The organism is Cupriavidus sp. 22TCCZM01-5, assembly GCF_057798915.1.
In genome coordinates this window covers 76,831-98,728 of sequence record NZ_JBYOJR010000009.1, presented here as the reverse complement: position 1 = coordinate 98,728, position 21,898 = coordinate 76,831, and the positions used below count along the sequence as shown (strand labels likewise).

22 protein-coding genes are annotated in these 21,898 nt (G+C 66.0%); 14 read left to right on the top strand and 8 right to left on the bottom strand.

Going from position 1 to position 21,898, the window contains the following annotated elements:
* The first annotated feature begins 978 nt into the window (after positions 1 to 978).
* From AC3FNH_RS11420 to AC3FNH_RS11405, 4 genes are all read left to right on the top strand, one after another.
* Positions 979 to 1,920, top strand: coding sequence for a LysR family transcriptional regulator (locus tag AC3FNH_RS11420; protein ID WP_488720125.1), 942 nt, complete (start codon positions 979 to 981; stop codon positions 1,918 to 1,920).
* 70 nt (positions 1,921 to 1,990) lie between these two features.
* A complete protein-coding gene (locus tag AC3FNH_RS11415) occupies positions 1,991 to 2,959 on the top strand; it encodes a Bug family tripartite tricarboxylate transporter substrate binding protein (RefSeq protein WP_488720124.1) in 969 nt (322 codons plus the stop codon).
* A 67-nt stretch (positions 2,960 to 3,026) separates the two neighbouring features.
* Complete coding sequence (locus tag AC3FNH_RS11410; RefSeq protein WP_488720123.1) at positions 3,027 to 4,262, top strand: CaiB/BaiF CoA transferase family protein; 1,236 nt, start codon at positions 3,027 to 3,029, stop codon at positions 4,260 to 4,262.
* A complete protein-coding gene (locus AC3FNH_RS11405; protein WP_276098538.1) occupies positions 4,259 to 5,056 on the top strand; it encodes an enoyl-CoA hydratase/isomerase family protein in 798 nt (265 codons plus the stop codon). The genes AC3FNH_RS11410 and AC3FNH_RS11405 overlap by 4 nt, the downstream gene beginning before the upstream one ends.
* Positions 5,057 to 5,090: 34 nt before the next feature.
* Here the strand turns inward: AC3FNH_RS11405 and AC3FNH_RS11400 are convergent, their stop codons facing one another.
* From AC3FNH_RS11400 to AC3FNH_RS11390, 3 genes are read right to left on the bottom strand one after another with little or no spacing between them, the layout of a single operon-like run.
* Positions 5,091 to 5,315 (bottom strand): DUF2798 domain-containing protein, encoded by a 225-nt coding sequence (locus tag AC3FNH_RS11400; RefSeq protein ID WP_488720122.1) that lies wholly within the window; start codon positions 5,313 to 5,315, stop codon positions 5,091 to 5,093.
* A 36-nt stretch (positions 5,316 to 5,351) separates the two neighbouring features.
* The gene (locus AC3FNH_RS11395; protein ID WP_276098536.1) at positions 5,352 to 5,912 is read right to left on the bottom strand and encodes a flavodoxin family protein; all 561 of its coding nucleotides are present in this window, start codon (positions 5,910 to 5,912) and stop codon (positions 5,352 to 5,354) included.
* Positions 5,913 to 5,958: 46 nt separating this feature from the next.
* Positions 5,959 to 6,453 (bottom strand): DUF2938 domain-containing protein, encoded by a 495-nt coding sequence (locus AC3FNH_RS11390; protein ID WP_488720121.1) that lies wholly within the window; start codon positions 6,451 to 6,453, stop codon positions 5,959 to 5,961.
* A gap of 79 nt (positions 6,454 to 6,532) precedes the next feature.
* On the opposite strand from AC3FNH_RS11390, the gene AC3FNH_RS11385 reads away from it, so the two are divergent.
* Together AC3FNH_RS11385 and AC3FNH_RS11380 are read left to right on the top strand one after the other, a co-directional pair.
* Positions 6,533 to 6,964 carry a helix-turn-helix domain-containing protein gene (locus tag AC3FNH_RS11385; protein ID WP_276098534.1) on the top strand — a complete coding sequence of 144 codons (432 nt, stop codon included), beginning with the start codon at positions 6,533 to 6,535 and terminating at the stop codon, positions 6,962 to 6,964.
* 15 nt (positions 6,965 to 6,979) lie between these two features.
* On the top strand, positions 6,980 to 7,528 hold the full coding sequence (locus AC3FNH_RS11380) for a DUF1697 domain-containing protein (protein WP_488720120.1): 549 nt from the start codon (positions 6,980 to 6,982) through the stop codon (positions 7,526 to 7,528).
* Between the two features lie 162 nt (positions 7,529 to 7,690).
* On the opposite strand, the gene AC3FNH_RS11375 is transcribed toward AC3FNH_RS11380, so the two are convergent.
* Positions 7,691 to 8,326, bottom strand: coding sequence for a hypothetical protein (locus tag AC3FNH_RS11375; RefSeq protein ID WP_276098532.1), 636 nt, complete (start codon positions 8,324 to 8,326; stop codon positions 7,691 to 7,693).
* Between the two features lie 427 nt (positions 8,327 to 8,753).
* On the bottom strand, positions 8,754 to 9,770 hold the full coding sequence (locus AC3FNH_RS11370; protein WP_488720119.1) for a LysR substrate-binding domain-containing protein: 1,017 nt from the start codon (positions 9,768 to 9,770) through the stop codon (positions 8,754 to 8,756).
* 157 nt (positions 9,771 to 9,927) lie between these two features.
* Here AC3FNH_RS11370 and AC3FNH_RS11365 point away from each other — a divergent pair, with 157 nt between their 5' ends.
* The 5 genes from AC3FNH_RS11365 (at position 9,928) to AC3FNH_RS11345 (ending at position 16,599) form a co-directional block, all read left to right on the top strand.
* A complete protein-coding gene (locus AC3FNH_RS11365; protein ID WP_488720118.1) occupies positions 9,928 to 11,139 on the top strand; it encodes a fumarylacetoacetate hydrolase family protein in 1,212 nt (403 codons plus the stop codon).
* A gap of 110 nt (positions 11,140 to 11,249) precedes the next feature.
* Positions 11,250 to 12,581, top strand: a complete 1,332-nt coding sequence (locus AC3FNH_RS11360; protein ID WP_276098528.1) for an MFS transporter — start codon at positions 11,250 to 11,252, stop codon at positions 12,579 to 12,581.
* 37 nt (positions 12,582 to 12,618) lie between these two features.
* On the top strand, positions 12,619 to 14,226 hold the full coding sequence (locus AC3FNH_RS11355) for an aldehyde dehydrogenase (NADP(+)) (protein WP_488720117.1): 1,608 nt from the start codon (positions 12,619 to 12,621) through the stop codon (positions 14,224 to 14,226).
* Positions 14,223 to 15,803: a UxaA family hydrolase gene (locus AC3FNH_RS11350; RefSeq protein ID WP_488720116.1), complete on the top strand. Its 1,581-nt coding sequence runs from the start codon at positions 14,223 to 14,225 to the stop codon at positions 15,801 to 15,803. Before AC3FNH_RS11355 ends, AC3FNH_RS11350 begins: the two co-directional genes overlap by 4 nt.
* A 250-nt stretch (positions 15,804 to 16,053) precedes the next feature.
* A complete protein-coding gene (locus AC3FNH_RS11345; RefSeq protein WP_276098524.1) occupies positions 16,054 to 16,599 on the top strand; it encodes a ferritin-like domain-containing protein in 546 nt (181 codons plus the stop codon).
* Between the two features lie 25 nt (positions 16,600 to 16,624).
* On the opposite strand, the gene AC3FNH_RS11340 is transcribed toward AC3FNH_RS11345, so the two are convergent.
* The gene (locus AC3FNH_RS11340; protein ID WP_488720115.1) at positions 16,625 to 17,764 is read right to left on the bottom strand and encodes an AI-2E family transporter; all 1,140 of its coding nucleotides are present in this window, start codon (positions 17,762 to 17,764) and stop codon (positions 16,625 to 16,627) included.
* Between the two features lie 154 nt (positions 17,765 to 17,918).
* Entirely contained in the window at positions 17,919 to 18,194 is a 276-nt protein-coding gene (locus tag AC3FNH_RS11335; RefSeq protein ID WP_488720114.1) for a hypothetical protein, read from the bottom strand.
* A gap of 168 nt (positions 18,195 to 18,362) precedes the next feature.
* Here AC3FNH_RS11335 and AC3FNH_RS11330 point away from each other — a divergent pair, with 168 nt between their 5' ends.
* Positions 18,363 to 18,713, top strand: coding sequence for a hypothetical protein (locus AC3FNH_RS11330; protein WP_276098521.1), 351 nt, complete (start codon positions 18,363 to 18,365; stop codon positions 18,711 to 18,713).
* On the opposite strand, the gene AC3FNH_RS11325 is transcribed toward AC3FNH_RS11330, so the two are convergent.
* Positions 18,691 to 19,080 carry a nuclear transport factor 2 family protein gene (locus tag AC3FNH_RS11325; protein ID WP_488720113.1) on the bottom strand — a complete coding sequence of 130 codons (390 nt, stop codon included), beginning with the start codon at positions 19,078 to 19,080 and terminating at the stop codon, positions 18,691 to 18,693. The genes AC3FNH_RS11330 and AC3FNH_RS11325 overlap by 23 nt on opposite strands.
* 570 nt (positions 19,081 to 19,650) lie before the next feature.
* On the opposite strand from AC3FNH_RS11325, the gene AC3FNH_RS11320 reads away from it, so the two are divergent.
* Together AC3FNH_RS11320 and AC3FNH_RS11315 are read left to right on the top strand one after the other, a co-directional pair.
* Entirely contained in the window at positions 19,651 to 20,724 is a 1,074-nt protein-coding gene (locus tag AC3FNH_RS11320; protein ID WP_488720188.1) for a formylglycine-generating enzyme family protein, read from the top strand.
* Between the two features lie 47 nt (positions 20,725 to 20,771).
* A complete protein-coding gene (locus tag AC3FNH_RS11315) occupies positions 20,772 to 21,866 on the top strand; it encodes an HAD family hydrolase (protein ID WP_488720112.1) in 1,095 nt (364 codons plus the stop codon).
* Positions 21,867 to 21,898: the final 32 nt, after the last annotated feature.

Sequence of the window (21,898 nt, the reverse complement as noted above, 5' to 3'; positions counted from 1 at the left end):
TGCGCCACGCGTCACGGCAATCGCAGAATCGCAGAATCGAAAGAAATCACAAGTGTTTCAAGATTGATATTAAGCACCGTGCGCTTTTTCCTTTGACGCGCAGCCTGCGCCTGCGGGCATACGCAACGCGGATGCACCGGCTGTGTCATGTCATCATTGACTTTCCGGATTGGTGGACTACACATCTTGATACACAGCCTGTCGCGATCCACGTTCGCACTTGCTGTTGCCATCCCCCGCACCTCAGGCATACAAGTCCGGCGCTGATTTCTGTCATCGCACAGCAGCCCTGCGAACGAACAAGTTGCCTGCCATTCACGGGGTATTCCCACGCCTTGTGTTTCGCGATGGACATGGAGGCTTTCATGATCCCTCATCCTTCCCCCGTCCTTTCCCGTAGAGGTTGCCTGACCGCCGGCAGTGTCCTGTTGCTGCTCGCCGGTGTCGTCCAGGCCCAGACATCCGTCGTACCCGAGCAACATTTCCCGCCGGGCTACCTCGAGTCGGTTTCTACTGGCTACGAAAATGGTGCGGGGATCCCAGGGACCGCCATGGACGAGTCGCGTGTCACCCCTGCATCCCCCAAGGAGGCACGCGAACCGACTTCCACGCCTCTGAGTCACGCGATGTTCCTCGTGCCGCCGAAATCTCCCGTTTCGACTTCGCCCCAGAAAAAGAAGCGCCACGAGTGAATGGGGACGGAAGGCGCCGACTGGCGCGGCGCCAAGCCGCGGCATGGCGACCTATGCGTGACAAGTCCGCCTGCATCGCTCAGCGCGAGTTCAGCCAGGCCTGCCGTGTATTGACTCCCTAAGCAGTGCTGCTGTGCGTACGCGGGAAACCCGCAATTGCCGGTGCCGGTGCTCAGGCAGACAATCGGCGAGCACGCAGCTTCATACCGACATGCTCGTGGCGGTCTCGCTGGCCGCCATCTGTCGCTCGCCCACGTAACGACGCCCATTGGCGCGCAGACCCATCGTGACGTCCTCGTCCTCGTCCTCACGCAATCCCCGCCTCCATTTTGACCTCACCACCATCCAGCTCTTCATCGCCGTAGCCGACCAGGGCAGCATCACCCGCGGCGCGGAGCGCCTGCACCTGGCCGCGGCGGCCGCGTCCCGCCGCATCCTCGAGCTGGAATCCCAGCTCGGCGTCTCCCTGTTCGAACGCCTGCCTCATGGCATGGCCCTGACCGAAGCCGGCCGCGCGCTGCTGGCCCACGCCCGCGGCATTACCCACACGGTCCAGCGCATGCAGGACGATGCGTCGTCGTTCGTCGGCGGCGACCTCGGCGTGGTGCGGGTGGCGGCGCCCAAGTCCGCCGTGATCCAGTTCCTGCCGTTCGACATCCAGCGCTGCGCCAGCGCTTGCCCCGGCGTGCGTATCGATCTGCAGGAGATGAACAGCCAGGAGGTCCAGCAGTGCCTGCGCCGCGGTACCGTGGATATCGGCATTTACGAAAGCAGCCTCGGCGTGATCGATATGCCGACTGCACCATACCGGGCCGACCGGCTGATGCTCGTGGTTGCGCGCGGCCATGCGTTGGCGCGGCGCAAGCAGGTGACTACGGACGACGTGCTGGACTGCGACCTGATCGTGCTCGGCGAGAGTTCGGCGATCTCGATCGGGCTGGAGCGGCTTGCGGAGGAGGCCGGCCGCGTGCTGCGGATGCGCATGCGGGTGGGCGGCTTTGACAGCATTGCCGCACTGGTGGCGCAGAACCTGGGTGGCGGGGTGATGCCGGAGGCGATAGCGGCCGAGGTGGCCGCTGGCAGCCGGTTCGTGCGGCTGCCCATCGCCGGGCCCTGGGCTCAGCGGCAGTTCGTGCTGTGCCACCGACCGCCCGGCGCGCTGTCGTCGGCCGCGCAGGGCGTGCTGGCGGTGCTTGCGCAAAACGCGAAACCTGAATCCCCCAAATAGCGATAGCCTGCTGCAGCCGCATTGCGCATCATGGGCCCCATAACGACCAGTCATAGGACGGAGACACGCAATGCAGCGCAGACAATTCATGCTCGCGGCCGTGGCCGGATTGGCGGTTCCCAGCCTCGTGCGCGCCGCCGCCGACGTGCACGGGCCGGTGCGGATCGTGGTCGGCTTTGCGCCGGGCGGCGGCACCGATGTGCTGGCGCGTGTCATCGGGCAGAAGCTCGGGGTCATGTGGAACACCAGCGTGCTGGTGGAGAACAAGCCGGGCGCGACCGGCGCGATCGCCGCCGCCTATGTCGCCAAGCAACCGCCTGATGGCACCACGCTGCTGATGGCCCACGTCAACAGCCATGCGATCGCGCCCGCGCTGCTCGACGTCAAGTACGACCCGCGCACCGACTTCTCGCCGATCTCGATGGTCGGCGTCACGCCCAATATGCTGACCTGTCGGCCCGAGCAGAAGGTGCGCACGGTATCGGAGGTCGTGGCGCTGTGCCGGCAGAAGCCCGGCAAGATTTCCTTCGGCTCGTCGGGCATCGGCTCGGCCCAGCATCTGGCGCTGGAGATGTTCCGGATGCAGGCGAAGCTCGACGTGGTGCACGTGCCGTACAAGGGCTCGGGCCCGCTGGTGGCGGACCTGCTCGGCGGCCAGATCGACTATGCCTTCGACACGATGACCGCCGCCACGCCGTTCATCCAGCAGGGCAAGGTGATCGCCATCGCGCAGACCCGCCTGAAGCGCGCGGCCAGCCATCCGAATGTGCCAACGCTGGCGGAGTCCGGCTTCCCCGGCCTCGACGCGGCCTCGTGGTACGGCCTGGTGGGCCCGAAAGGCATGGCGCCGGCGCTGGTGCAGCGCATGAACGAGGACGTCAACCGCGTGCTGGCCATGCCCGACGTGGTCGAGCGCCTCAAGAGCTTCGGCGCCGAGGACTCGGGCGGCACGAGCCAGCAGTTCGGCGCCTTCATCGTGTCCGAGTCCAGCAAGTGGGCCAGGGTCGTGAAGGACGCCGGCGTGAAGGCGGAAGCCTGATGGCCGGGCGCGCCGCCGCACCCGCACCCGCGCACGCCACCCGATACCCTTATCCAGGAAGTACCCGATGACAGATTTCGCCGATACCCGCGACCAGACGTCCGCTCGCCCCTTGCCGCTGGCCGGCGTGCGCGTGCTCGACATCTGCCAGGTCATGGCCGGCCCCTATGCCTGCATGCTGCTGGCCGACCTTGGCGCCGACGTGATCAAGATCGAACCGCCCGAGGGCGGCGACCAGACGCGCGGCTCGATGGGGTTCAAGATGAAGGGCCCGGACAGCATGGGCTTCCTCAACATGAACCGCAACAAGCGCAGCGTCACGCTCGATCTCAAGACCGAGTCGGGCCGCGAGGTACTGTATCGCCTGGCGCAGACGGCCGACGTCCTGGTCGAGAACTATCGTCCGGGCGTGATGAAGCGCCTGGGCATCGACTACGAGACGCTCAGCAAGATCAACCCGAAGCTGGTCTACTGCAGCATCTCCGGCTTTGGCCAGAGCGGCCCGTGGGCCAGCCGGCCCGGCTTCGACCTGATGGCGCAGGCCATGTCGGGCGTGATGAGCGTGACTGGCTACCCGGGCGGCGCGCCGGTCAAGGCGGGCGTGCCGGTGGCCGACATCGGCTGCGCGCTGTTCGCGACCTACGGCATGCTGTCCGCATATATCGGTGCGAAGGCGACTGGCAAGGGGCAGTATGTCGATGCGTCGCTGTTCGACTCCGCGCTGGCGTTCTCGATCTGGGACACCTGCGAATACTGGGGCACCGGCCGCGAGCCCGAGCCGCTGGGCACGGCCAATCGCATGAGCGCGCCGTACCAGGCGATGAAGGCCGCCGATGGCTATTTCGTCATGGGCGCGACCAACCAGAAGCTGTGGCAGTTGCTGTGCAAGACCATCGACCGGCCGGACCTGCTGGCCGATGAGCGCTTTGCCACCGTCGCGCTGCGCTTGAACAACCGCAAGGAACTGATCGCCGCGCTGGAGGAGAGCTTCGCCAGGCAGGGCTGCGACTACTGGATCGAACACCTGCTCGAAGTCGGCATTCCGGCGGGGCCGATCCTGACCTATCCGCAGGCCTTCGACAGCGAGCACGGCCGGCACCGCCAGATGCGCATCGAGATCGACCACCCGATCGAAGGCAAGGTGCCTAATATCGGCTTCGCCGTGAAGATGGGCGGCACGCCGCAACAGGTACGGCGCCCGCCGCCGCTGCTGGGCCAGCATACGGAGGAAATCCTGGCGGAGCTGGGGCTTTCGAAGGACCAACAGCAGTCGCTGGCCGCGGCCGGCGCGTTCGGCGCGTGAGCACCGCTCAGCCCGACGAAGGGCGGGTCACGCTCACGAGGCAAGGGCAGGTCGCGACGCTGACCTTCGACCGTCCGGCCGCGCGCAATGCGATGACGTGGGCCATGTACGAGCAGCTTGCCTCGCACTGCCGCACGCTTTCCGCCGAGGGCAACTCTGGCGCGCGCGTGGTGGTCATGCGCGGCGCGGGCGGCGAGGCCTTTGTCGCGGGCACCGATATCGCCCAGTTCCGGCAGTTCTCCGGTGGCGACGACGGGGTGGGCTACGAAGCGCGCATCGACGAGGGCATCGGGCTGGTAGAGCGGCTGCCGATGCCTACCGTGGCAGTCGTCGAAGGATGGGCGGTGGGCGGCGGGCTTGCCATCGCCACGGCATGCGATTTCCGTGTCGCGACGCCCAAAGCAAAATTCGGCGTGCCGATTGCGAAGACGCTCGGCAATACGTTGTCGGCACAGAACCTCGCCAAGCTGCGTGCGGCATGGGGGCTGCAGCCCGTGCGCCGCATGCTGTTGCTCGCGCAGATACTCGATGCCGATGCGGCGCTGGCGTGTGGCTTTCTGGAAGGGGTCTATGCACCGGAGGCGCTGGACGGCGAGGTCAACGCCCTGTGCGGCCGGCTCGCCGCGCTGGCGCCGGTCACGCAGCGGGTCGTGAAGGAGTCATTGCGGCGACAGACCGTGGAGGCAGTGGCCGATACCGATGACCTGGTGCGGCAGTGCTATGGCAGCGAAGACTTCCGCGAAGGCGTGGAGGCGTTCGTGGGTCGGCGGCCGCCGGAGTGGAGGGGCAAGTGAATGATGGATAGGGATGGTGACAGCCAGCGCGTTGTTACTCCTCCACGAGTGCCTGCACAGCCCTGCGCGCAACCGGCGTGACCAGCAGGACGGCAGGAAACGCAACCAGCCAGGCCGTCAGCCATGCGCTGAGCCACATGCCGGCAAAGTCCGGTACCAGGCCGACAGCGCGATACGTCGAGATGCCGGCAACGATCAGGGACATCAGCCCCGACAGCACCAGGCTGAACAACTGCGGACCGTATTTCCTCGGGATCATGGGCGTTCCTCGTATTCGTTGCGCGGGACGTGCATTTCAGCGGACGCGGTGCAGCGTCTCGGCGAAGTTCCTGCCGAACATTCTGGCCGTTTTCACATCGCCGGGGGCGAACGCATCTGCCGCCGCGGAGTGGTCAGACTGGGCCATCAGGCCCGACCACGATCCCAGCCGGTTGGCGGCCTCGTCATAGGGAACGCCGCCGTGCTGCTCGGGCAAGATAGGGTTGCCGACCCACAGCATCCCGTGCTGCATGGAAAACACGAAGATCGACATCAGCGTTGACTGCTTGTCGCCGGCAGGCAGCGACGACACCGTGAAGCCGGCAGCGAGCTTCCCCTTGAGTTGCTGCGTTCGCCACAGGCGCCCAGTGGCATCCATGAAGGTCTTGAAGGTGCCGGAGACACCGCCAAGGTAGGTTGGCGAGCCGAGGATGTAGGCGTCGTACCCGAGCAGTTCCTCCGGGGCTTCGGCCAGGTCCCTGGCCTTGATCAGCCGGGCTTCGGTATCGGCGACGCTCGCCGCGCCTTCCTGCACGCACCCGGCAATGTGTTCGGTGTGGCCGTGGGCGCTGTGATAGATGATGGCTAGCTTCTTCATGGCGATCAATCCAGTTTACGTTGCGGTAGTTCGGGGAAGGCGTTCTTTATTGCATTAGAGATGCGATACAGCGCGCGGACAGGTACAGGCCGAAGCCAAAGACGGTGTGATTGGCGACGCTGCGCAGGCAGTTCCTGAACGGCGTCGGCGTCCGGGAAGCGGCAAAGCCGGCGCCCATGGCTGGCTGCATGATGAACAGCGGTGCCGCGACTGTAGCCATGCCGACGAGAACCGCCGGCAGCACTGTGGGGTTGTGGACCCAGCTGGCACCGCCGATCGCAATGAGCAGCCACGCGAACGCGATGCCGATCGCATAGTGCGTGAGCCAGCCCAGTGCGCGTTCGCCGGAAATCGGCTGTGCCTGCCCGATCGAGGCGTGCGCGAATCTCCCGCGAAACAGGTGGCCGACCCATCGCCCGATGAACGCGAAATTGAGTGTCGGGACGCCGATGCGCTTGAGGAACGTCAGCCAGACGTCCATGAAGGCCGTGGCACCCATCCCGATGGCAACGATCGTGGCGATTTCTGGCAGGCGTGTCATGGGGTTCCTTGCAGTTGACTTGCGGAAACGATGTGGCCACTATAGAAGTTGAAGTCAACTTCAAGTCAAGGGCCGTCTGATGGATATCGCCGAAGTCGCCAAACGCACGGGGGTGCCTGCTTCGACACTGCGCTATTACGAGAAGAAGGGGCTGATCGTGTCGCTGGGCCCGCAGGGCGCCCGGCGCAGGTTTGCAGAAGGCGTCGTGAATCAGCTTGCGCTGATCTCGCTCGGGCAGGCGGCGGGACTCTCGCTGGATGAGATCCGTTCGATGTTCGCGCCTGATGGCCAGGCGCACATCGACAGGCAGTTGCTGCTGGAAAAGGCCGACGAGATCGACGCGCTGATCACGCGGCTTCGCGCGATGAGCCACGGCCTGCGGCATGCGGCGGAATGCCCGGCGCCGAGCCATGCTGAATGCCCGACCTTCCAGAAGCTTGTCAAAGCGGCGGCGTCAGGCGCTCTCCAGAGGGGCCTGGGGCAACCAGCATTGAAACGTGGCGCCAGGTAGCGCCGAGGTGGGTCAATGAAGCACTACATCCTGCTGCTGAGAGGCATTAACGTTGGCGGCAAGAACGCCTTGCCGATGAAAGATCTGGTTTCCATCCTCGATAGCCTGGGTGCGGTGGAAGTCAGAACCTATATCCAGAGCGGCAACGTGGTATTCGAGGCCAGCAAGGAGGCGGCAGCGCACATTGCATCGAAGCTCGGCCAGGAGATCAAGCGTCGACGCGGCTTTCAGCCAACGGTGCTGGTGCTGTCACAGAATGATCTGCGCAGGGCGATCGAGCGCAATCCGTTCCCCGATGCTGAAAGCGATGCAAACCGCCTGCAGGTCGGATTCCTGGCTGACGCTCCCGCGAGTCCCGACCTGGAACGACTCGGCGCCATCAAGCTGGAGTCCGAGCGCTTTCGTCTCGATGGCAAGGTGTTCTATCTGCATGCCCCGGCAGGCGTTGGAACATCGAAGCTTGCCGCGAACAGCGAGCGACTGCTCGGCGTACCGATGACAGCGCGGAACTGGAAAACGGTTTGCCGGCTCATGGAGATGGCGGAGGCTCGGGCACCGATATAAGCGAAGGTGCATGATCTGGCCTGCCCGTCGCCAGCGCTGACAGGCTTTTCCTCAGGGAAGGAGTAGCACGGCCGCACCGTGACGATGGTGACGCGTCGATCCCTGTGGCCGCGACGCTTTGAGTTCGGCGCCACCGCGTTTCTCCGCCCACCTGCCGGCCGGCTATTGCTTGAGCATTTGCGTCTTGAAGAAGCCACCAGTGCCGGTGGTCGCGACCATGGTCAGCGAGCGGCGGTACAGGGTGTTGCTTGTCGTGACGATGCTGCCATCGGACGGCACAAAGCGGATCGCGGCATAGCCCTGATGCGGGATGTCTACGGACATGGCACAGCCAGTGCTTGCAGGCGACGTCGCAACGGAAGGGGTCACACTGACTCGATAGAGATTCTTCGCTGAGCCCGGCTCGGCCAACATCGCGGTGCCTGTCAACGCGCAGATTTTTGTGCCGCTCGTGTAGGTGCCGCTGACATTGCCCTGGTCATCGATCGATATCTCGAAGCCGTCTTGCTTCCAGCTTCCCTCGATGCTCGCCTGATCCACTGCGAGCGCATTGGCGGGATCGTATGTGGCACCGATGGTTGACGGCGTGTCCGATCCGGCCCTCTGGTAGGAGCCGTCAAGCTTGCTGTTCAGCGCAATAGTCCCTGTGCCAGTGACGGTCGTCGCAACAAGGAACTCGGAGACAGTATCTGGCGTGAAGTTCCAGGTTGAACCGGAAAACCGAAAGCCTCCGCGCACGGTACCGACCAGCTCGGCGCGGACGAAGCGCGCGCCGCTGTCGATGAATGTGACGGTCATGAATTCCGACCATAGCCCCTCGCTGCCATTGCCGACCGCTGCCGTTGAGCCGGGCTGTGGAGCCGACAGGCTCGGCAATGATTCGCCGGTATGCGGTGGGGCCGGAGTCGGCGAGGGGGCAGGCGAAGGTGTAGGCGAAGGTGTAGGCGAAGGCGCCGGGGGAGGGACTGGCGGACTGCTGCCGCTGTCATCTCCGCCTCCGCAGGCGCTCAGCAACGCGCATGCCGCCAGCGCGGCCACTGCAATCTGTGATGGGATGGCTCGCATCGGAATCTCCTTGTTGGATCGTCTTGGTAAGGCCGAGCGATCGTAGGGAGAGCGGTGCGACTGAACTTGATCTCAGATCAATGGACTTGCGGTTTAGGAAGATTGCCATGTCGGAGGGCCCAACAGCGTCGTTTGCGCGCGACAGGCCGGTGGCCGGAGCTCAGCGGTGCATCGGTGCAATGGTGGCGCTGTCGTCCCGGACTTGCACCGATGCCATCGCATCCCCGGCCGTACCCTGTTGCCTGGCCACGGTACGCAGGATTTCCACAAACGCGTCCATGGCCTCGGATCGCAATTCGTTCTTCCGCGTGACGATGCCGTAGCTCGTCATGGCCCGGCGGATCGGCACGGGTACGCGCCCGAGCAGTCCTTGCCCGACGTACTTCTCGACCGCGGCGCGCGGCTGCAGCGACAGCATCTCGGTCGCCTGCAACAGCTCCAGCGTGGAGAAGATCGAGGGCGTTTCCACCATGCCGACCAGCGAGCGGATACCCGCGGCGGCAAAGGTTTCTTCGAACAGCTGCCGGATGGCAGTGGCGGGCGGGTAGAGGATCCACGGCCATTCGGCCAGGTCGGCCAGCTCCGGTCGTGCCTGGGCAAGCAAGGGATGGTCCGGCTTGCATACCACCCACACCGGCTCCGGCGACAGGACCTCGAAATCGAAGATCGCCTGCTGGCGCGGCTCGGTCAGGCGCCCGACCATGATGTCGAGCTTCTTTTCCTCCAGCCACACGGCGAGCTGGTCGCTGCTCTGCTCCACCAGCCGGATGACCAGGCGCGGGCGCTTCTGCAGGATCTCGCGGATGCCGGCGGTCACCACCTGCGCCGCCGACGCGGAGATCGCACCGACCGTGAGGTGGCCGTGCCCGCCCGCGCGCAGGGTTTCCAGTTCGCTGACGAACTTGCCGAGGTCGGCCACCGCCGTGCTGGCGTAGCGTACGGCGAACAGGCCCAGGTGCGTCGGGCACATGTCGCGCGGCAGGCGCTCGAACAGCTTTGCCTGGAGCATGCCCTCGATATCGCTCAGGATCTTGGTGGCGGCCGGCTGGGTGATGTGCAGCTGTTCGGCGGCCGCGCGCAGGTTGCGGGTGCGTCCGAGGACGTCCAGCAACTGCAGGTGCCGGAAACGCAGCCTGGCCAGCACGGATGACGGGGGAGCAACGGCTTGTCGGGACATGAGGTTAACCCGGTAATACTGATAACCAGATGGAATCGATGTTAGCAAATAATCGATTGGATGTTTATCGATGCCACACATAGAGTTGCACCTGCGCACCGGACTCCGCCATGGTCCCGATGTTCGCGCCGACAATAATTTGTACGTGGAGACAACGATGACTTCCCTGCCTGCGCTCAGCCTCAGCGCCAAGGAGACCCTGCCCGCCGATGGCCTGCGCGGCACGCTGGTCGGCCGTGCGTGGTTGCCGCCGACCGACGCATCGCCTGGTGGCCCATCGGTGGTGGCCGTGCGCGCCGATGGCGTGTTCGACATCTCCGCAGCCGCGCCGACCATGAGCGGCCTGCTCGAACAGGCGGACCCGGTTGCCACGGTACGCGGCACGCCGGGCCGATGGATCGGCAGCCTGGGCAGCCTGCTGGCCAATGCGCCGGCCAGCACCGGCAGCGCGCAAGCCGCGCACCTGCTGGCGCCGTGCGATCTGCAGGTGATCAAGGCGGCGGGGGTGACTTTTGCCGGCAGCCTGGTCGAGCGCGTGATCGAAGAGCAGACCAAGGGCGATCCGCAGGGGGCCGCCGAGGTACGCGCCAGGATCCACGCGCTGGTGGGCGACAGCCTGTCGAGCCTCCGGCCGGGTTCCGCCGAGGCAGGCGAGCTCAAGGCGCTGCTGATCGCGCAGGGCATGTGGTCGCAGTATCTCGAAGTGGGCATCGGCCCGGATGCCGAGGTCTTTACCAAGGCACCGCTGCTGTCGGCGCTGGGCACCTGCACGGAGATCGGCCTGCACCCGGCATCCGAATGGAACAACCCGGAACCAGAAATCGTGCTGGCCGTCGACAGCCGCGGCCGCGTGCTGGGCGCCACGTTGGGCAATGACGTGAACCTGCGCGACTTCGAGGGCCGCAGCGCGCTGTTGCTGGGCAAGGCCAAGGACAATAACGGTTCCTGCGCGATCGGCCCGTTCCTGCGCCTCTTCGATGAAAGCTTTTCAGTCGACGATGTGCGCCGCGCGAAGGTGGACCTGCGCGTCGACGGCCAGGACGGCTTCGTGTTGTCCGGCGCCAGTTCGATGGACCAGATCACGCGCGATCCGCTCGACCTGGTCGGACAAGCCATGGGCCCCACCCATCAGTATCCCGACGGGTTCATGCTGTTCCTGGGCACTCTGTTCGCGCCGGTGGAAGACCGCGACGCGGCGGGCGGCGGCTTCACGCACAAGGACGGCGATATCGTCCGGATCTCAAGCCAACTGCTGGGCACCCTGGCAAGCCGCGTCAGCCGTAGCGACCGCATTGCCCCGTGGCAGTTCGGCGTGCGCGCGCTGATGGCCAACCTCGCGGCGCGCGGGTTGATCGACGCATCGCTCTGATCGCGCCGGCAGGCGCGACCCCTGATCACCCGACGACCTCACGCACGAAAAAGAACGGGGCGTCGTAATTTCTCGGAACCGCTTCACGCGGATCCGCACTGGAGACAAGCATGCAGAACCTATCTGCCAAATTCGATCCGCTGGCCAGCGCGGTCAGCAAGGCCCGCCTGCGCCTGACGCCATTCCTGGCGCTGATGTTTGCACTGTCGATGCTCGACCGCTCCAACGTCGGCTTCGTCAAGCAGGCGCTGATGGTGGATTCGAACATCGGCAACGCGGCCTATGCGCTGGGCGCCGGCATCTTCTTCATCGGCTACGCCGTGTTCGAGATTCCGAGCAACCTGATCCTGCACCGGGTCGGCGCCAAGGTCTGGCTAAGCCGGATCATGGTGACCTGGGGACTGGCCTCGGCGGCCATGATGTTTGCCCATGACGAGACCTCGTTCTATGTGCTGCGCTTTATCCTGGGCGTGGCGGAAGCCGGCTTTTCGCCGGGCGTGATCCTGTTCTCGACCTACTGGTTTCCCGCCAGCCAGCGCGGCAAGGCGCTCGGCATGTACTACTTCGGCTTGCCGGTGGCGCTGGTGCTCGGTGGGCCGATTTCCGGCCTGCTGCTTGACGTGATGGGTGGCCAGCTCGGCCTGCGCAACTGGCAATGGATGTTCATCATCGAAGGGCTGGCGGCAGTGGTGGTGGGCGTGATCGCCTTCTTCTACCTGGTCAGCAAGCCGCGCGACGCGAAGTGGCTCAGCGACGACGAAAAGGCCGCGCTGGAAACCGCCATCGCGGCGGAAGACAGCCACAAGGTGGCCCATGGTCCCGCCACGGCACTGAGCGCGCTGGGCAACTGGCAGGTGCTGCGCTTCGTGGCGATCTACTTCGCGATCCAGGTCAGCGTCTATGGCGTCATCTTCTACCTGCCGACGCGCATCTCCGAGCTGACCGGTACCGCGGTCGGCGCCAAGGTCGGCCTGCTGACGGCGATTCCGTGGCTCTGCGCGGTCATCGCCCTGCGCGTGATCACCGGCATGGCCGATGCGAAGGGCAAGCAACGGGAATTTGCCATGGCCATGCTGGCGATGGCGGCGGCCGGCATCGGGCTGTCGACGCTTGGCCATGAGCTGGTGCCGGTGCTGCTGGCCTTCTGCATTGCCACGGTTGGCTTCGTCGTCGTCCAGCCGCTGTTCTGGACGCTGCCGACCGCCTACCTGAGCGGCACCGCCGCGGCCAGTGGCATTGCGCTGATTGGTGCACTGGGCAATCTTGGCGGCTTCATCGCGCCGACGCTGAAGACCGCGGTCGAAGCCGCATTTCACAGCCAGCGGGCGGGCATGCTGGCCCTGGCCATCGCCGGCGCGGTCGGCGTGCTGCTCCTGATGAGCGTCGGGGCGCGGGCCCGACGTGCGGCAGCGTTGCCGCTCGGCTCGTCCAGGGTCGCGTGACGGCATAGCAGTATTCTTTGTATTCGAGATTCCTGACATGACCATCCTCGGACATCACTACATCGGCGGCCGGCGCAGCGCTGCCACGGGCCATCCGATCCATAGCGTTGATGCTGTCACTGACAAGCGCCACCCGGTGAGCTTCCATGCGGCGACCGAAGCGGAAGTCGCCGCGGCCGCGCAGGCCGCGCACGATGCCTTCCCGGCGTTCCGGGCCACCAGCCCGGCCGTGCGTGCGGCCCTGCTGGAAGCGATGGCCGATGAGATCGATGCGCTCGGGGATGCGTTCATTGCCGAAGCGTCCCGGGAAACCGCGTTGCCGGCGGCGCGGCTGGAGGGCGAGCGCAAGCGCACCAGCAACCAGATGCGCTTGTTTGCCGCCGTCTTGCGCCGCGGGGACTTCCTGGACGCACGCATCGATCGTGCCTTGCCTGACCGCAAGCCCCAGCCGCGCGCAGACCTGCGCCAGTACCGCATCGGCGTGGGGCCGGTGGCGGTGTTCGGCGCCAGCAATTTCCCGATCGCCTTTTCGGTGGCGGGCGGCGATACGGCATCGGCACTGGCGGCGGGATGTCCCGTGGTCGTGAAGGCGCATCCGGGCCACCCTGTGACGTCTGAACTGATGGCCGATGCGATGGAACGTGCCATTGCCCGCTGCGGGGCGCCGGCGGGCATCTTCAATATGGTCCATGGCGCCGCGGCCACTGGCGCGGCATTGGTGCGGGCGCCGCAGATCAAGGCCGTCGGCTTTACGGGCTCGCTGTCGGCAGGGCGGGCGCTGTTCGACATGGCACAAGCGCGTCCGGAGCCGATTCCCGTGTTCGCCGAGATGTCCAGCGTCAACCCGGTCTTCCTGCTGCCTTCGGCACTGGAGGCACGCGGCCCGCAGATTGCGCGCGAGCTGGCGGCGTCGGTGACGTTCGGCTGCGGCCAGCTCTGCACCAGTCCCGGCCTGGTCCTTGGCGTGCGCTCACCGGCCTTCGATGCCTTCCAGGCGGAACTGGCCACGGCCCTGGCGGAGGCCGCGCCGCAGCCCATGCTGGGTGCGGGCATCCGCGACAACTTCCGGCGCGGGTTCGCGGGACTGCTTGCGGTACCCGGCCTGGAAACGCTGGTGGCGGTGGAGGCGGAGAGCAGCATTGGCGGGCATCTGCTCAAGGCTGAACGGCATGTCCTGTTCGACGAAGACGCGCCGCTCGAAGAGGAGGTGTTCGGCCCGCTGACGGTCGTCGTGGCGCTCGATTCGGAGCGCGACTTCGTGGCCTACGCCGAGCGGATGCGTGGCCAGCTGACCGCGACCGTAATGGCCAGCGAGACCGATCTGCTGCGCCATGGCGAGCTGATTGGTCTGCTGGAAGCCAGGGCAGGGCGGTTGCTGTTCAACGGCTATCCGACCGGTGTGGAAGTGGGCGATGCCATCGTGCATGGCGGACCGTATCCCGCGACCACCGACGCGCGCGGCACGTCGGTGGGCAGCGCGGCCATCGAGCGCTTCCTGCGCCCGGTGTGCTATCAGAACTATCCGGACGCGGCCTTGCCGGCGGCCCTGCGCGATGCCAATCCCTGGCGTCTGCCGCGCCTGGTGGATGGCGTATTTACCCGCGATGCGGTAACGAACCCCGGCAGCCTGGAGGCCGCAGCATGAGCGCCATCCTGGAACAAACGCAGCCAGCGGGCCTTGCCCGCAACGCCGCAGCTGCCGTCGAGCCGGTGATCTGGCTGCATGCGGATGACGATGTGGTCATCGCGCGCCAGCAACTGCTTGCCGGCATGCGCCTTGACAATGGCCTTGCAGTCCGTGGACTGGTGCCGGCCGGGCACAAGATGGCCGTACGCACGGTGGCGGCCGGTGTGCCGGTGCGCCGCTACGGGCAGATCATCGGGTTTGCCACGCGCCAGATCCTGGCGGGCGAGCACGTTCACACGCACAACCTCGCCATTGGCGCGTTCGAGCGCGACCATGCCTTCGGCATCGACGCACGGCCCGCGCCGACGGTGGCGTCGCGCGCGCAGTTCATGGGGATCGTGCGCGCCGACGGGCGGGTGGCAACGCGCAACTACATCGGCATCCTGACCTCGGTCAACTGTTCGGCCACCGCGGCCCGCGCCATTGCGGACCACTTCCGGCGCGACATCAACCCGCGGGCGCTGGCGGACTATCCGAACGTGGATGGCGTGGTGGCGCTGACACATGGCCAGGGCTGCGCGGTCGACAGCGAAGGCGAGGGACTGGAACTGCTGCGGCGCACGCTTGGCGGCTATGCCCGCCACCCGAACTTCGCGGCGGTCCTGATCGTCGGCCTGGGTTGCGAGACCAACCAGATCGACGGACTGATGCAAGGCCAGGGCCTGGCGAGCGGCGCAACGCTGAAAACGATGACGATCCAGGCTACCGGCGGCACCGCGCGCACGGTGGCGGCTGGCATCGAACAGGTCAAGGCGATGCTGGCCGACGCCAACCAGGTGCGGCGCGAACCTGTCGACGCCAGCCACCTGGTGGTGGGGCTGCAATGCGGCGGGTCCGATGGCTACTCGGGCATCAGCGCTAATCCGGCTTTGGGCGCGGCCGTTGACAGGCTGGTCGCGCACGGCGGCACGGCCATTCTCTCGGAGACGCCGGAAATCTACGGGGCCGAGCATTTGCTGACACGGCGGGCAGTGTCAGCGGATGTCGGCCGGAAGCTGCTCGACCGGATCCGCTGGTGGGAAGCCTACTGCGCGCGCATGAGCGCCAGCCTGGACAACAATCCGTCCGCGGGCAACAAGGCCGGTGGTCTCACTACGATCCTCGAAAAATCGCTCGGTGCCGTGGCCAAGGGCGGTACCACCAACCTGGTCGACGTCTATCGCTATGCGGAGCCGGTGCGGGCACACGGCCTGGTCTTCATGGACACGCCGGGCTACGACCCGGTCTCGGCCACCGGCCAGGTGGCGGGGGGTGCCAACCTGATCTGCTTCACCACCGGGCGTGGCTCGGCATACGGCTGCGCACCGGCGCCCTCGCTGAAGCTGGGTACCAATACGGCGTTGTGGCAGCGGCAGCAGGAAGACATCGATCTCAATTGCGGCGCCGTCGTGGACGGCACAAGGACGATCGACGAGCTTGGCGAAGAGATCTTCCAGCTCATCCTGACCATTGCCTCCGGGCGGCAGTCCAAGAGCGAAGTGCATGGTTATGGGCACAATGAGTTCGTGCCCTGGCAACTGGGCGCCATTACCTGACGATGAGTTGCACGCTCGGGCGATCTGGGCACGCGTGGGCGCGGTCACGCGCAACCGATTGAAATTCCGCGTCGCCCATCGCACCACTCACCGTGCATATTTTTCATGCCGCGATGCGGCGGTGCCTTTGCATCGCCGCCACGGCCCTTGCCGGTGGCGGCATTCCCGACTGGCATGTTTTTCGCGTCACAGAGCCATCCCACCCCCGGATTGTGCGTCCCCTTGCGCGCCGTCCGTACCGGAGCCCGTGATGACGACAACCCCATTCCTTACCGATGTAAAAACGTTGCGCGAGCGTGCGCGCAAGCATATCGACGATGGTGCCGTAACAGCCGGCTATTCGGCCGAGCGCGATACCGTGATCAAGCTGCTCAATGACGCACTGGCCACGGAACTGGTTTGCGTGCTGCGCTATCGCCGCCACTACTTCATGGCCCAGGGCCCGAACTCGAAGAGCGTGGCGGAGGAATTCCTGGCCCATTCGAACGAAGAGCAGGGCCACGCCGACATGATCGCGGAGCGCATCGTGCAGCTCGGCGGCGAGCCCGACTTCGCGCCCAACGGGCTGGCGAGCCGGTCCCATGCGGAGTATGTCGAAGGCAAGACGCTGACCGACATGATCCGCGAGGACCTGGTCGCCGAGCGCATTGCGATCGACAGCTATCGCGAGATCGTCAAGTTCCTTGGCGACCGCGATCCCACTTCGCGCCGCATGATGGAAGAGATCCTGGCCGTGGAGGAGGAGCACGCCGACGACATGGCGGACCTGCTGGCCCGCCAGGGGACGGAACGCTAATCGTGCAGCCTTGCGGCGGCGTCGTTCAGCTCGTGTGCGGAGGCGCCGGTGACAGCGTGTCGGCTGGCTTGGGCTCCGCCGCTTCGACAGGTGCGGTGGCAGGCTCGTCGACCCAGAGCCAGAACAGGCGGTAGCCGACAGACAGCATCACCGGCCCGATGAACAGCCCGATGATGCCGCCGCTGACCATGCCGCCGAGCGCGCCGATGAGCACCACTGGCATCGGCACGTCCACGCCGCGCCCGAGCAGCAGCGGCTTGAGCACATTGTCGGCCAGCCCGGCCACGAACACATAGACCGCGAACACGATCGTCACGACGCTGGTGCCTTCCGTGGCGAAGACGTAGACGATGACCGGTATCGTGATCAGCGTGGCCGGCAACTGCATGATGCCGAGCAGCAGCACGGCCAGCGCCAGCAGCCCGGCCCCGGGAATGTCCTTCATGATGAATGCGACGCCGATCAGCAGCATCTGGATAAAGGCAATGCCCACCACGCCCTGCGCCACGGCGCGGATGGTCGCGGTGCACAGTTCCACGATGCGCGCGCCACGGTCCGGTCCGACGATGCGCGCGGCGATGCGATGTGCGCTGTTCGTGCCCATTTCGCCGTAGGCCATGATGATGCCGGCGATGATCAGCGCAAACACGAAGATCAGCAGGCCCGTGCCGACCCCGGCGAGCTTGCCCAGCAGGACGACGCTGAAATCCTTCAGTTGCGGCGCAACCTTCATCAGCAGGCCGCTCAGGTCGGTGGCGGCCTGCTGCCAGAACCCATGAAGCTGCTGGCCCACCACCGGCCAGGCGGACACGGAGTCGGGCGGCTGCGGGATGCGCAGGTTTCCGCCCTTGACGATGTCGATCGCGCGCTCGACCGAATCGAACACGGCAAGGCCCAGCAGGTAGGCCGGCACCAGGATGATCGCGATCGAGATCAGAATGATCAGCGTGGCGATGTGCCCCTCGCTGAGGCCGAAATGTCCGCGCATCCGTACCTGCAGCGGATAGATCGTGACGGCCAGGATCAGCGCCCAGACCACCAGGTCGAAGAACGGATGGAAAATTTCGAAGCAGAAGATGACCAGCGTGGCGATCAGCCCCGCGCGGATCAGTACGTCCAGCAAACTGCGGGACAGCGCCCGCTCGGAAATGGATGTTTGCAGCATCGCTTGTCTCCTTGCAGGGCGCGGCCGGACGCCAGCCGACAACGCAACGCTGGCTGCGCGGCGGCCGCGGCAGGTGCACGGCGAAGAACGCCGGAATTCAGTCTAGGTCAGCCGGAGTGCCGGAACAAGCTCAATGGCGCCCGTCGCCGGGTGCCTATTCGGGCGATGCCGGGGCCGCGAGCCACAGTGCGAGCGCTGGATTGAGCGCCAGCCATGGCTGCCATGCCGCGCGCACCATGTCGGCCCACCACTGGAAGACGTCTTCGAACGGCAGCGGCGGAGACTGCGCGAGCCAGTGCTCGATGGCGGCGAAGGCAGGCGTGGCGCGGACCAGCACGGCAATGAGGTCGGCATCCTGCTCGGGCAGGCTGCGCCGCATGAGCTCGATGTCCATCGTCGGAAGATGTGCGGTGATGCTTGCTTCGGGCATGGTCGTCAACTCCTGGTGAAAGATGCCTGGTGGAAGAGGGCCTTGCCCATTCTTGACGACGAATGTGTCCGCTGCAAGCCCTGTGGGCAAGCCCACGCAGCAAATTGACGGGCCACGCGAACAGGAGCACGCTGGAGGCATCGTTCCACCCCTCCCGCGGAGTCCGCCATGCCCACCGACGATTTCAAAGCGTTCAAGGCAACCCTGGCGATGCTGCTGCGCGACATGCCGGCAGGCACCACCGCCGACTTCACCGACGTGGCAGTGGCCTACTGGGACGGCACGCGCGTGGCGGGCTTCTACCTGCGCGACGGCGGGCACCTCGACGAGGATTTCGAGTTCGATGAAAACGCGTGGGAGAACTGGCGCGACGAACTTGGCGCGTGGCTGGCCGCGCCGCACTTCAGCGAGCGCGACGAACTCAGGGCCCGGTTGTCCGGGGCCGGGCGCGAAACCGGTGGCACCGGCGGCGCGCGCCCGGCGACGGTGAGCTGGCTTACGCCTGCGGCGCAGCGCTGAAGGTCTTGTTGGCGATACCCCATACGCCATTGACTTCCAGCAGCGTGAAGTAGTCGGTGAACGTCACCCCCGGATATTGCAGCACCACCTTGGCCGTGCCGGCATTGCCGGTGACATCGAATTGCGTGATGAAGCGCTTGCGCTGCGCCTCGTCCGCCGCGGGCTCGCCCTGGAAGCGCGCGGCGATGAATTCCTCGACGCTCAGGCTGCAAAGGACGCCATCGCGGAACGAGATGATGCGCGCGTCCGGGTGGAACGCCTTGCGGATGTACTCGCCCTTGCCGCTCGCATGGCCTTTCAGGTAGTTCTCGACGGGCTCCAGGGCGGCAACGTGCTGCGTCGTCGCGCTGGTTTCGCGGAATGTCATGGTCTCCTCCTGTCCAGGGGTATGCCTGGGCCAAGGCCCGGGGCATGGTTCAAAGAGAGCATTGTATTCCAAAATTGTATGCAAAAGCTTGATGCTTTTTTTGCACAATGCCCGCGCGCGCGGCGCCTGCAATTTTCGTGTTGCCGCTACGACCGAAGCGGGGCGGCAATGTGTGGATCGATGAATTTCCCCTGCGCCGAGCCCGCACCTCCGCAACAGTTATGCCGATATGAGGCTGAATTGCTGTGCCCCCGCGAACAACTGGCGGGGCTGCCGCTCTGTCAGAGATCGCGCGGTTTGTCGATGCGAAATATCTAAAATCACAGCCCAATAAAACTGAATTCCGTTTCGCTTTTCCTTCTGCAACGATAGCTTCGCGGTGCGCTTTACGCACCACTTGTGCTTTGCGGAGGAAGAGTCATGGGCAAGAAGCGCCGGATTTCCGCTACGGGCATGGCGCCGGCGGAGGGCGCTGCGACAGCGGTTGCCGCCGCGCCGCGCTGGCGCGCAGGCATGGTTGCGATGCTGGTGTACGCAGGCGTCGCGGCGGGCTTTGGCGCGACCTGGTGGATGATGCATGGCCGGCAGGCGGGCCACGCGCAGGACACCGTGCTCGGAGATGGCGTCCGTGGACCGGCCGGCATGGTTCATATCCCGGGCGGCGAATTCCTCATGGGCAGCGACAGCAAGATGGCGCAGGCCAACGAGAAGCCCGCGCACAAGGTGCGCATCCACGGCTTCTGGATGGACCAGCACCACGTCACCAATGCCGAGTTCCGCAGGTTCGTCGAGGCCACCGGCTACGTCACCACCGCGGAAAAAGCGCCCGAATGGGAAACCCTGAAGGTACAACTGCCACCCGGCACGCCGCGCCCGCCCGACAGCGCGATGGTGGCTGGCGGCATGGTGTTCGTGGGCACCGCACGGCCCGTTCCGCTGCAGGACTACTCGCGCTGGTGGCGCTACGTGCATGGCGCCGACTGGCGCCACCCGGGCGGCCCGGGCACGTCGATCGAGGGCAAGGACAACCACCCGGTGGTGCAGGTCTCGTACGAAGACGCGCAGGCCTATGCGAAGTGGGTCGGCAAGCGCCTGCCCACGGAAGCCGAGTGGGAGTTCGCCGCGCGCGGCGGCCTGGAGCAGGCCACCTACGCGTGGGGCGAAAAATTCGCGCCGGACGGCAAGCAGATGGCCAATGTCTGGCAGGGACAGCAGGGCCAGCCATTCCCGGTGATCAGCCCGAAGGCGGGCGGCGCGCTGGGCACCAGCCCGGTCGGTACGTTCCCGGCCAACGGCTACGGCCTCTATGACATGACCGGCAACGCGTGGCAGTGGGTCGCGGACTGGTACCGCGCGGACCAGTTCCGGCGCGAGGCTGCGCTGGGCAAGCTGATCGCGGATCCGGCGGGCCCCGTGGCGTCGTGGGATCCGAGCGAGCCCGGCGTGCCCGTCAGCGCGCCCAAGCGTGTCACGCGCGGCGGCTCCTTCCTCTGCAACGAGGACTACTGCCTGAGCTACCGGCCCAGCGCCCGTCGCGGCACCGATCCGTACAACAGCATGTCGCACCTTGGCTTCCGGCTGGTGATGGACGACAGCCGCTGGGCCGAGCAGCGCAGGCAGCCGCCGCTGGCGATGGCGCGATAGCGGCGCCATCTCCCCGCGCCCCCTTGCTTACGACTGGAGTACGCGTGATGGAACGCTCCACCCTCAAGCAGTCCGGACGCAATCTTCTGCGTCCGGCGCTGGCCGCGCTGTGCCTGGCCGCACTGGCCTTTGCCGGCGCCAACCTGGGCGGATGCGCGGCACCGGCCGAAGGCGGCACGGCTGCGGCGGGCGCGCAGTCCACCCCGGCGTACCAGGCCGCTGCGCAGGCCCTGCCTTCCTGGCGTGACGGCGCGGCGCGGCAGGCGCTGCTGAAGTTCGTGGCCGATACCACGCGCCCCGGCTCGCCGACCTTCGTCGCGCCAGAGGACCGCATCGCCGTGTTCGACAACGACGGCACACTGTGGAGCGAACAGCCGCTTTACTTCCAGTTCTACTTCCTGCTCGACCAGGTCAGGGCGGCCGCGCCGCAGCATCCCGAGTGGAAGAGCAATCCCGCCTTCAAGGCGCTCATGGCCAACGACATGCAGGCCCTGATGCGCAACGAGAAGCCGCTGCTGTCACTGATTGCCGTGGCCAACAGCGGCATGACGGTGGACGAATACGACCGCACCATCCGTGCGTGGCTCGCGCAAGCGAAGCATCCGAAGCTGCAGCGGCCGTTCACCGAGCTGGTCTACCAGCCGCAGCTCGAACTGCTGTCCTACCTGCGCGCCAACGGCTTCAGGACCTACATCGTCTCGGGCGGCACCATCGAATTCATGCGGCCGTGGACGGAAAAGGTCTACGGCATTCCGCCCGAGCAGGTAATCGGTTCCTCGCAGGCGGTCAAGTACGTATCGCGCGATGGCAAGCCGGTGCTGGTGCGCGACCCGAAGCTCGAATTCATCGATGACGGACCGGGCAAGCCGGTCGGCATCTACCGCCATATCGGCCGCCGCCCGATCCTTGCCGTGGGCAATTCGGACGGCGACCTGCAGATGCTGGAGTACACCACCGGCGGCGACGGGCCGCGCATGGCCGTGCTGGTCCACCACGACGACGCCGAGCGCGAGTTCGCCTATGACCGGCAGTCAAAGGTCGGCAAGCTCGACAAGGCGCTTGACGCGGCCAGTGCCAGGGGCTGGACGGTGGTCAGCATGAAGCAGGACTGGCTGCAGGTCTATCCGGCCGGCAAGCCATGAGCACGATGAAGGCAGCAGTGAACCGACCGTAA

What these genes read in the sequence shown, in the direction of transcription:
- AC3FNH_RS11415 (WP_488720124.1), top strand. Translation starts at nt 1,991, where the DNA reads ATGCAGCGCAGACAATTCATGCTCGCGGCCGTGGCCGGATTGGCGGTT.
- AC3FNH_RS11410 (WP_488720123.1), top strand. Translation starts at nt 3,027, where the DNA reads ATGACAGATTTCGCCGATACCCGCGACCAGACGTCCGCTCGCCCCTTG.
- AC3FNH_RS11400 (WP_488720122.1), bottom strand. Translation starts at nt 5,315, where the DNA reads ATGATCCCGAGGAAATACGGTCCGCAGTTGTTCAGCCTGGTGCTGTCG.
- AC3FNH_RS11395 (WP_276098536.1), bottom strand. Translation starts at nt 5,912, where the DNA reads ATGAAGAAGCTAGCCATCATCTATCACAGCGCCCACGGCCACACCGAA.
- AC3FNH_RS11390 (WP_488720121.1), bottom strand. Translation starts at nt 6,453, where the DNA reads ATGACACGCCTGCCAGAAATCGCCACGATCGTTGCCATCGGGATGGGT.
- AC3FNH_RS11385 (WP_276098534.1), top strand. Translation starts at nt 6,533, where the DNA reads ATGGATATCGCCGAAGTCGCCAAACGCACGGGGGTGCCTGCTTCGACA.
- AC3FNH_RS11380 (WP_488720120.1), top strand. Translation starts at nt 6,980, where the DNA reads ATGAAGCACTACATCCTGCTGCTGAGAGGCATTAACGTTGGCGGCAAG.
- AC3FNH_RS11375 (WP_276098532.1), bottom strand. Translation starts at nt 8,326, where the DNA reads ATGACCGTCACATTCATCGACAGCGGCGCGCGCTTCGTCCGCGCCGAG.
- AC3FNH_RS11370 (WP_488720119.1), bottom strand. Translation starts at nt 9,770, where the DNA reads ATGTCCCGACAAGCCGTTGCTCCCCCGTCATCCGTGCTGGCCAGGCTG.
- AC3FNH_RS11365 (WP_488720118.1), top strand. Translation starts at nt 9,928, where the DNA reads ATGACTTCCCTGCCTGCGCTCAGCCTCAGCGCCAAGGAGACCCTGCCC.
- AC3FNH_RS11360 (WP_276098528.1), top strand. Translation starts at nt 11,250, where the DNA reads ATGCAGAACCTATCTGCCAAATTCGATCCGCTGGCCAGCGCGGTCAGC.
- AC3FNH_RS11355 (WP_488720117.1), top strand. Translation starts at nt 12,619, where the DNA reads ATGACCATCCTCGGACATCACTACATCGGCGGCCGGCGCAGCGCTGCC.
- AC3FNH_RS11350 (WP_488720116.1), top strand. Translation starts at nt 14,223, where the DNA reads ATGAGCGCCATCCTGGAACAAACGCAGCCAGCGGGCCTTGCCCGCAAC.
- AC3FNH_RS11345 (WP_276098524.1), top strand. Translation starts at nt 16,054, where the DNA reads ATGACGACAACCCCATTCCTTACCGATGTAAAAACGTTGCGCGAGCGT.
- AC3FNH_RS11340 (WP_488720115.1), bottom strand. Translation starts at nt 17,764, where the DNA reads ATGCTGCAAACATCCATTTCCGAGCGGGCGCTGTCCCGCAGTTTGCTG.
- AC3FNH_RS11335 (WP_488720114.1), bottom strand. Translation starts at nt 18,194, where the DNA reads ATGCCCGAAGCAAGCATCACCGCACATCTTCCGACGATGGACATCGAG.
- AC3FNH_RS11330 (WP_276098521.1), top strand. Translation starts at nt 18,363, where the DNA reads ATGCCCACCGACGATTTCAAAGCGTTCAAGGCAACCCTGGCGATGCTG.
- AC3FNH_RS11325 (WP_488720113.1), bottom strand. Translation starts at nt 19,080, where the DNA reads ATGACATTCCGCGAAACCAGCGCGACGACGCAGCACGTTGCCGCCCTG.
- AC3FNH_RS11320 (WP_488720188.1), top strand. Translation starts at nt 19,651, where the DNA reads ATGATGCATGGCCGGCAGGCGGGCCACGCGCAGGACACCGTGCTCGGA.
- AC3FNH_RS11315 (WP_488720112.1), top strand. Translation starts at nt 20,772, where the DNA reads ATGGAACGCTCCACCCTCAAGCAGTCCGGACGCAATCTTCTGCGTCCG.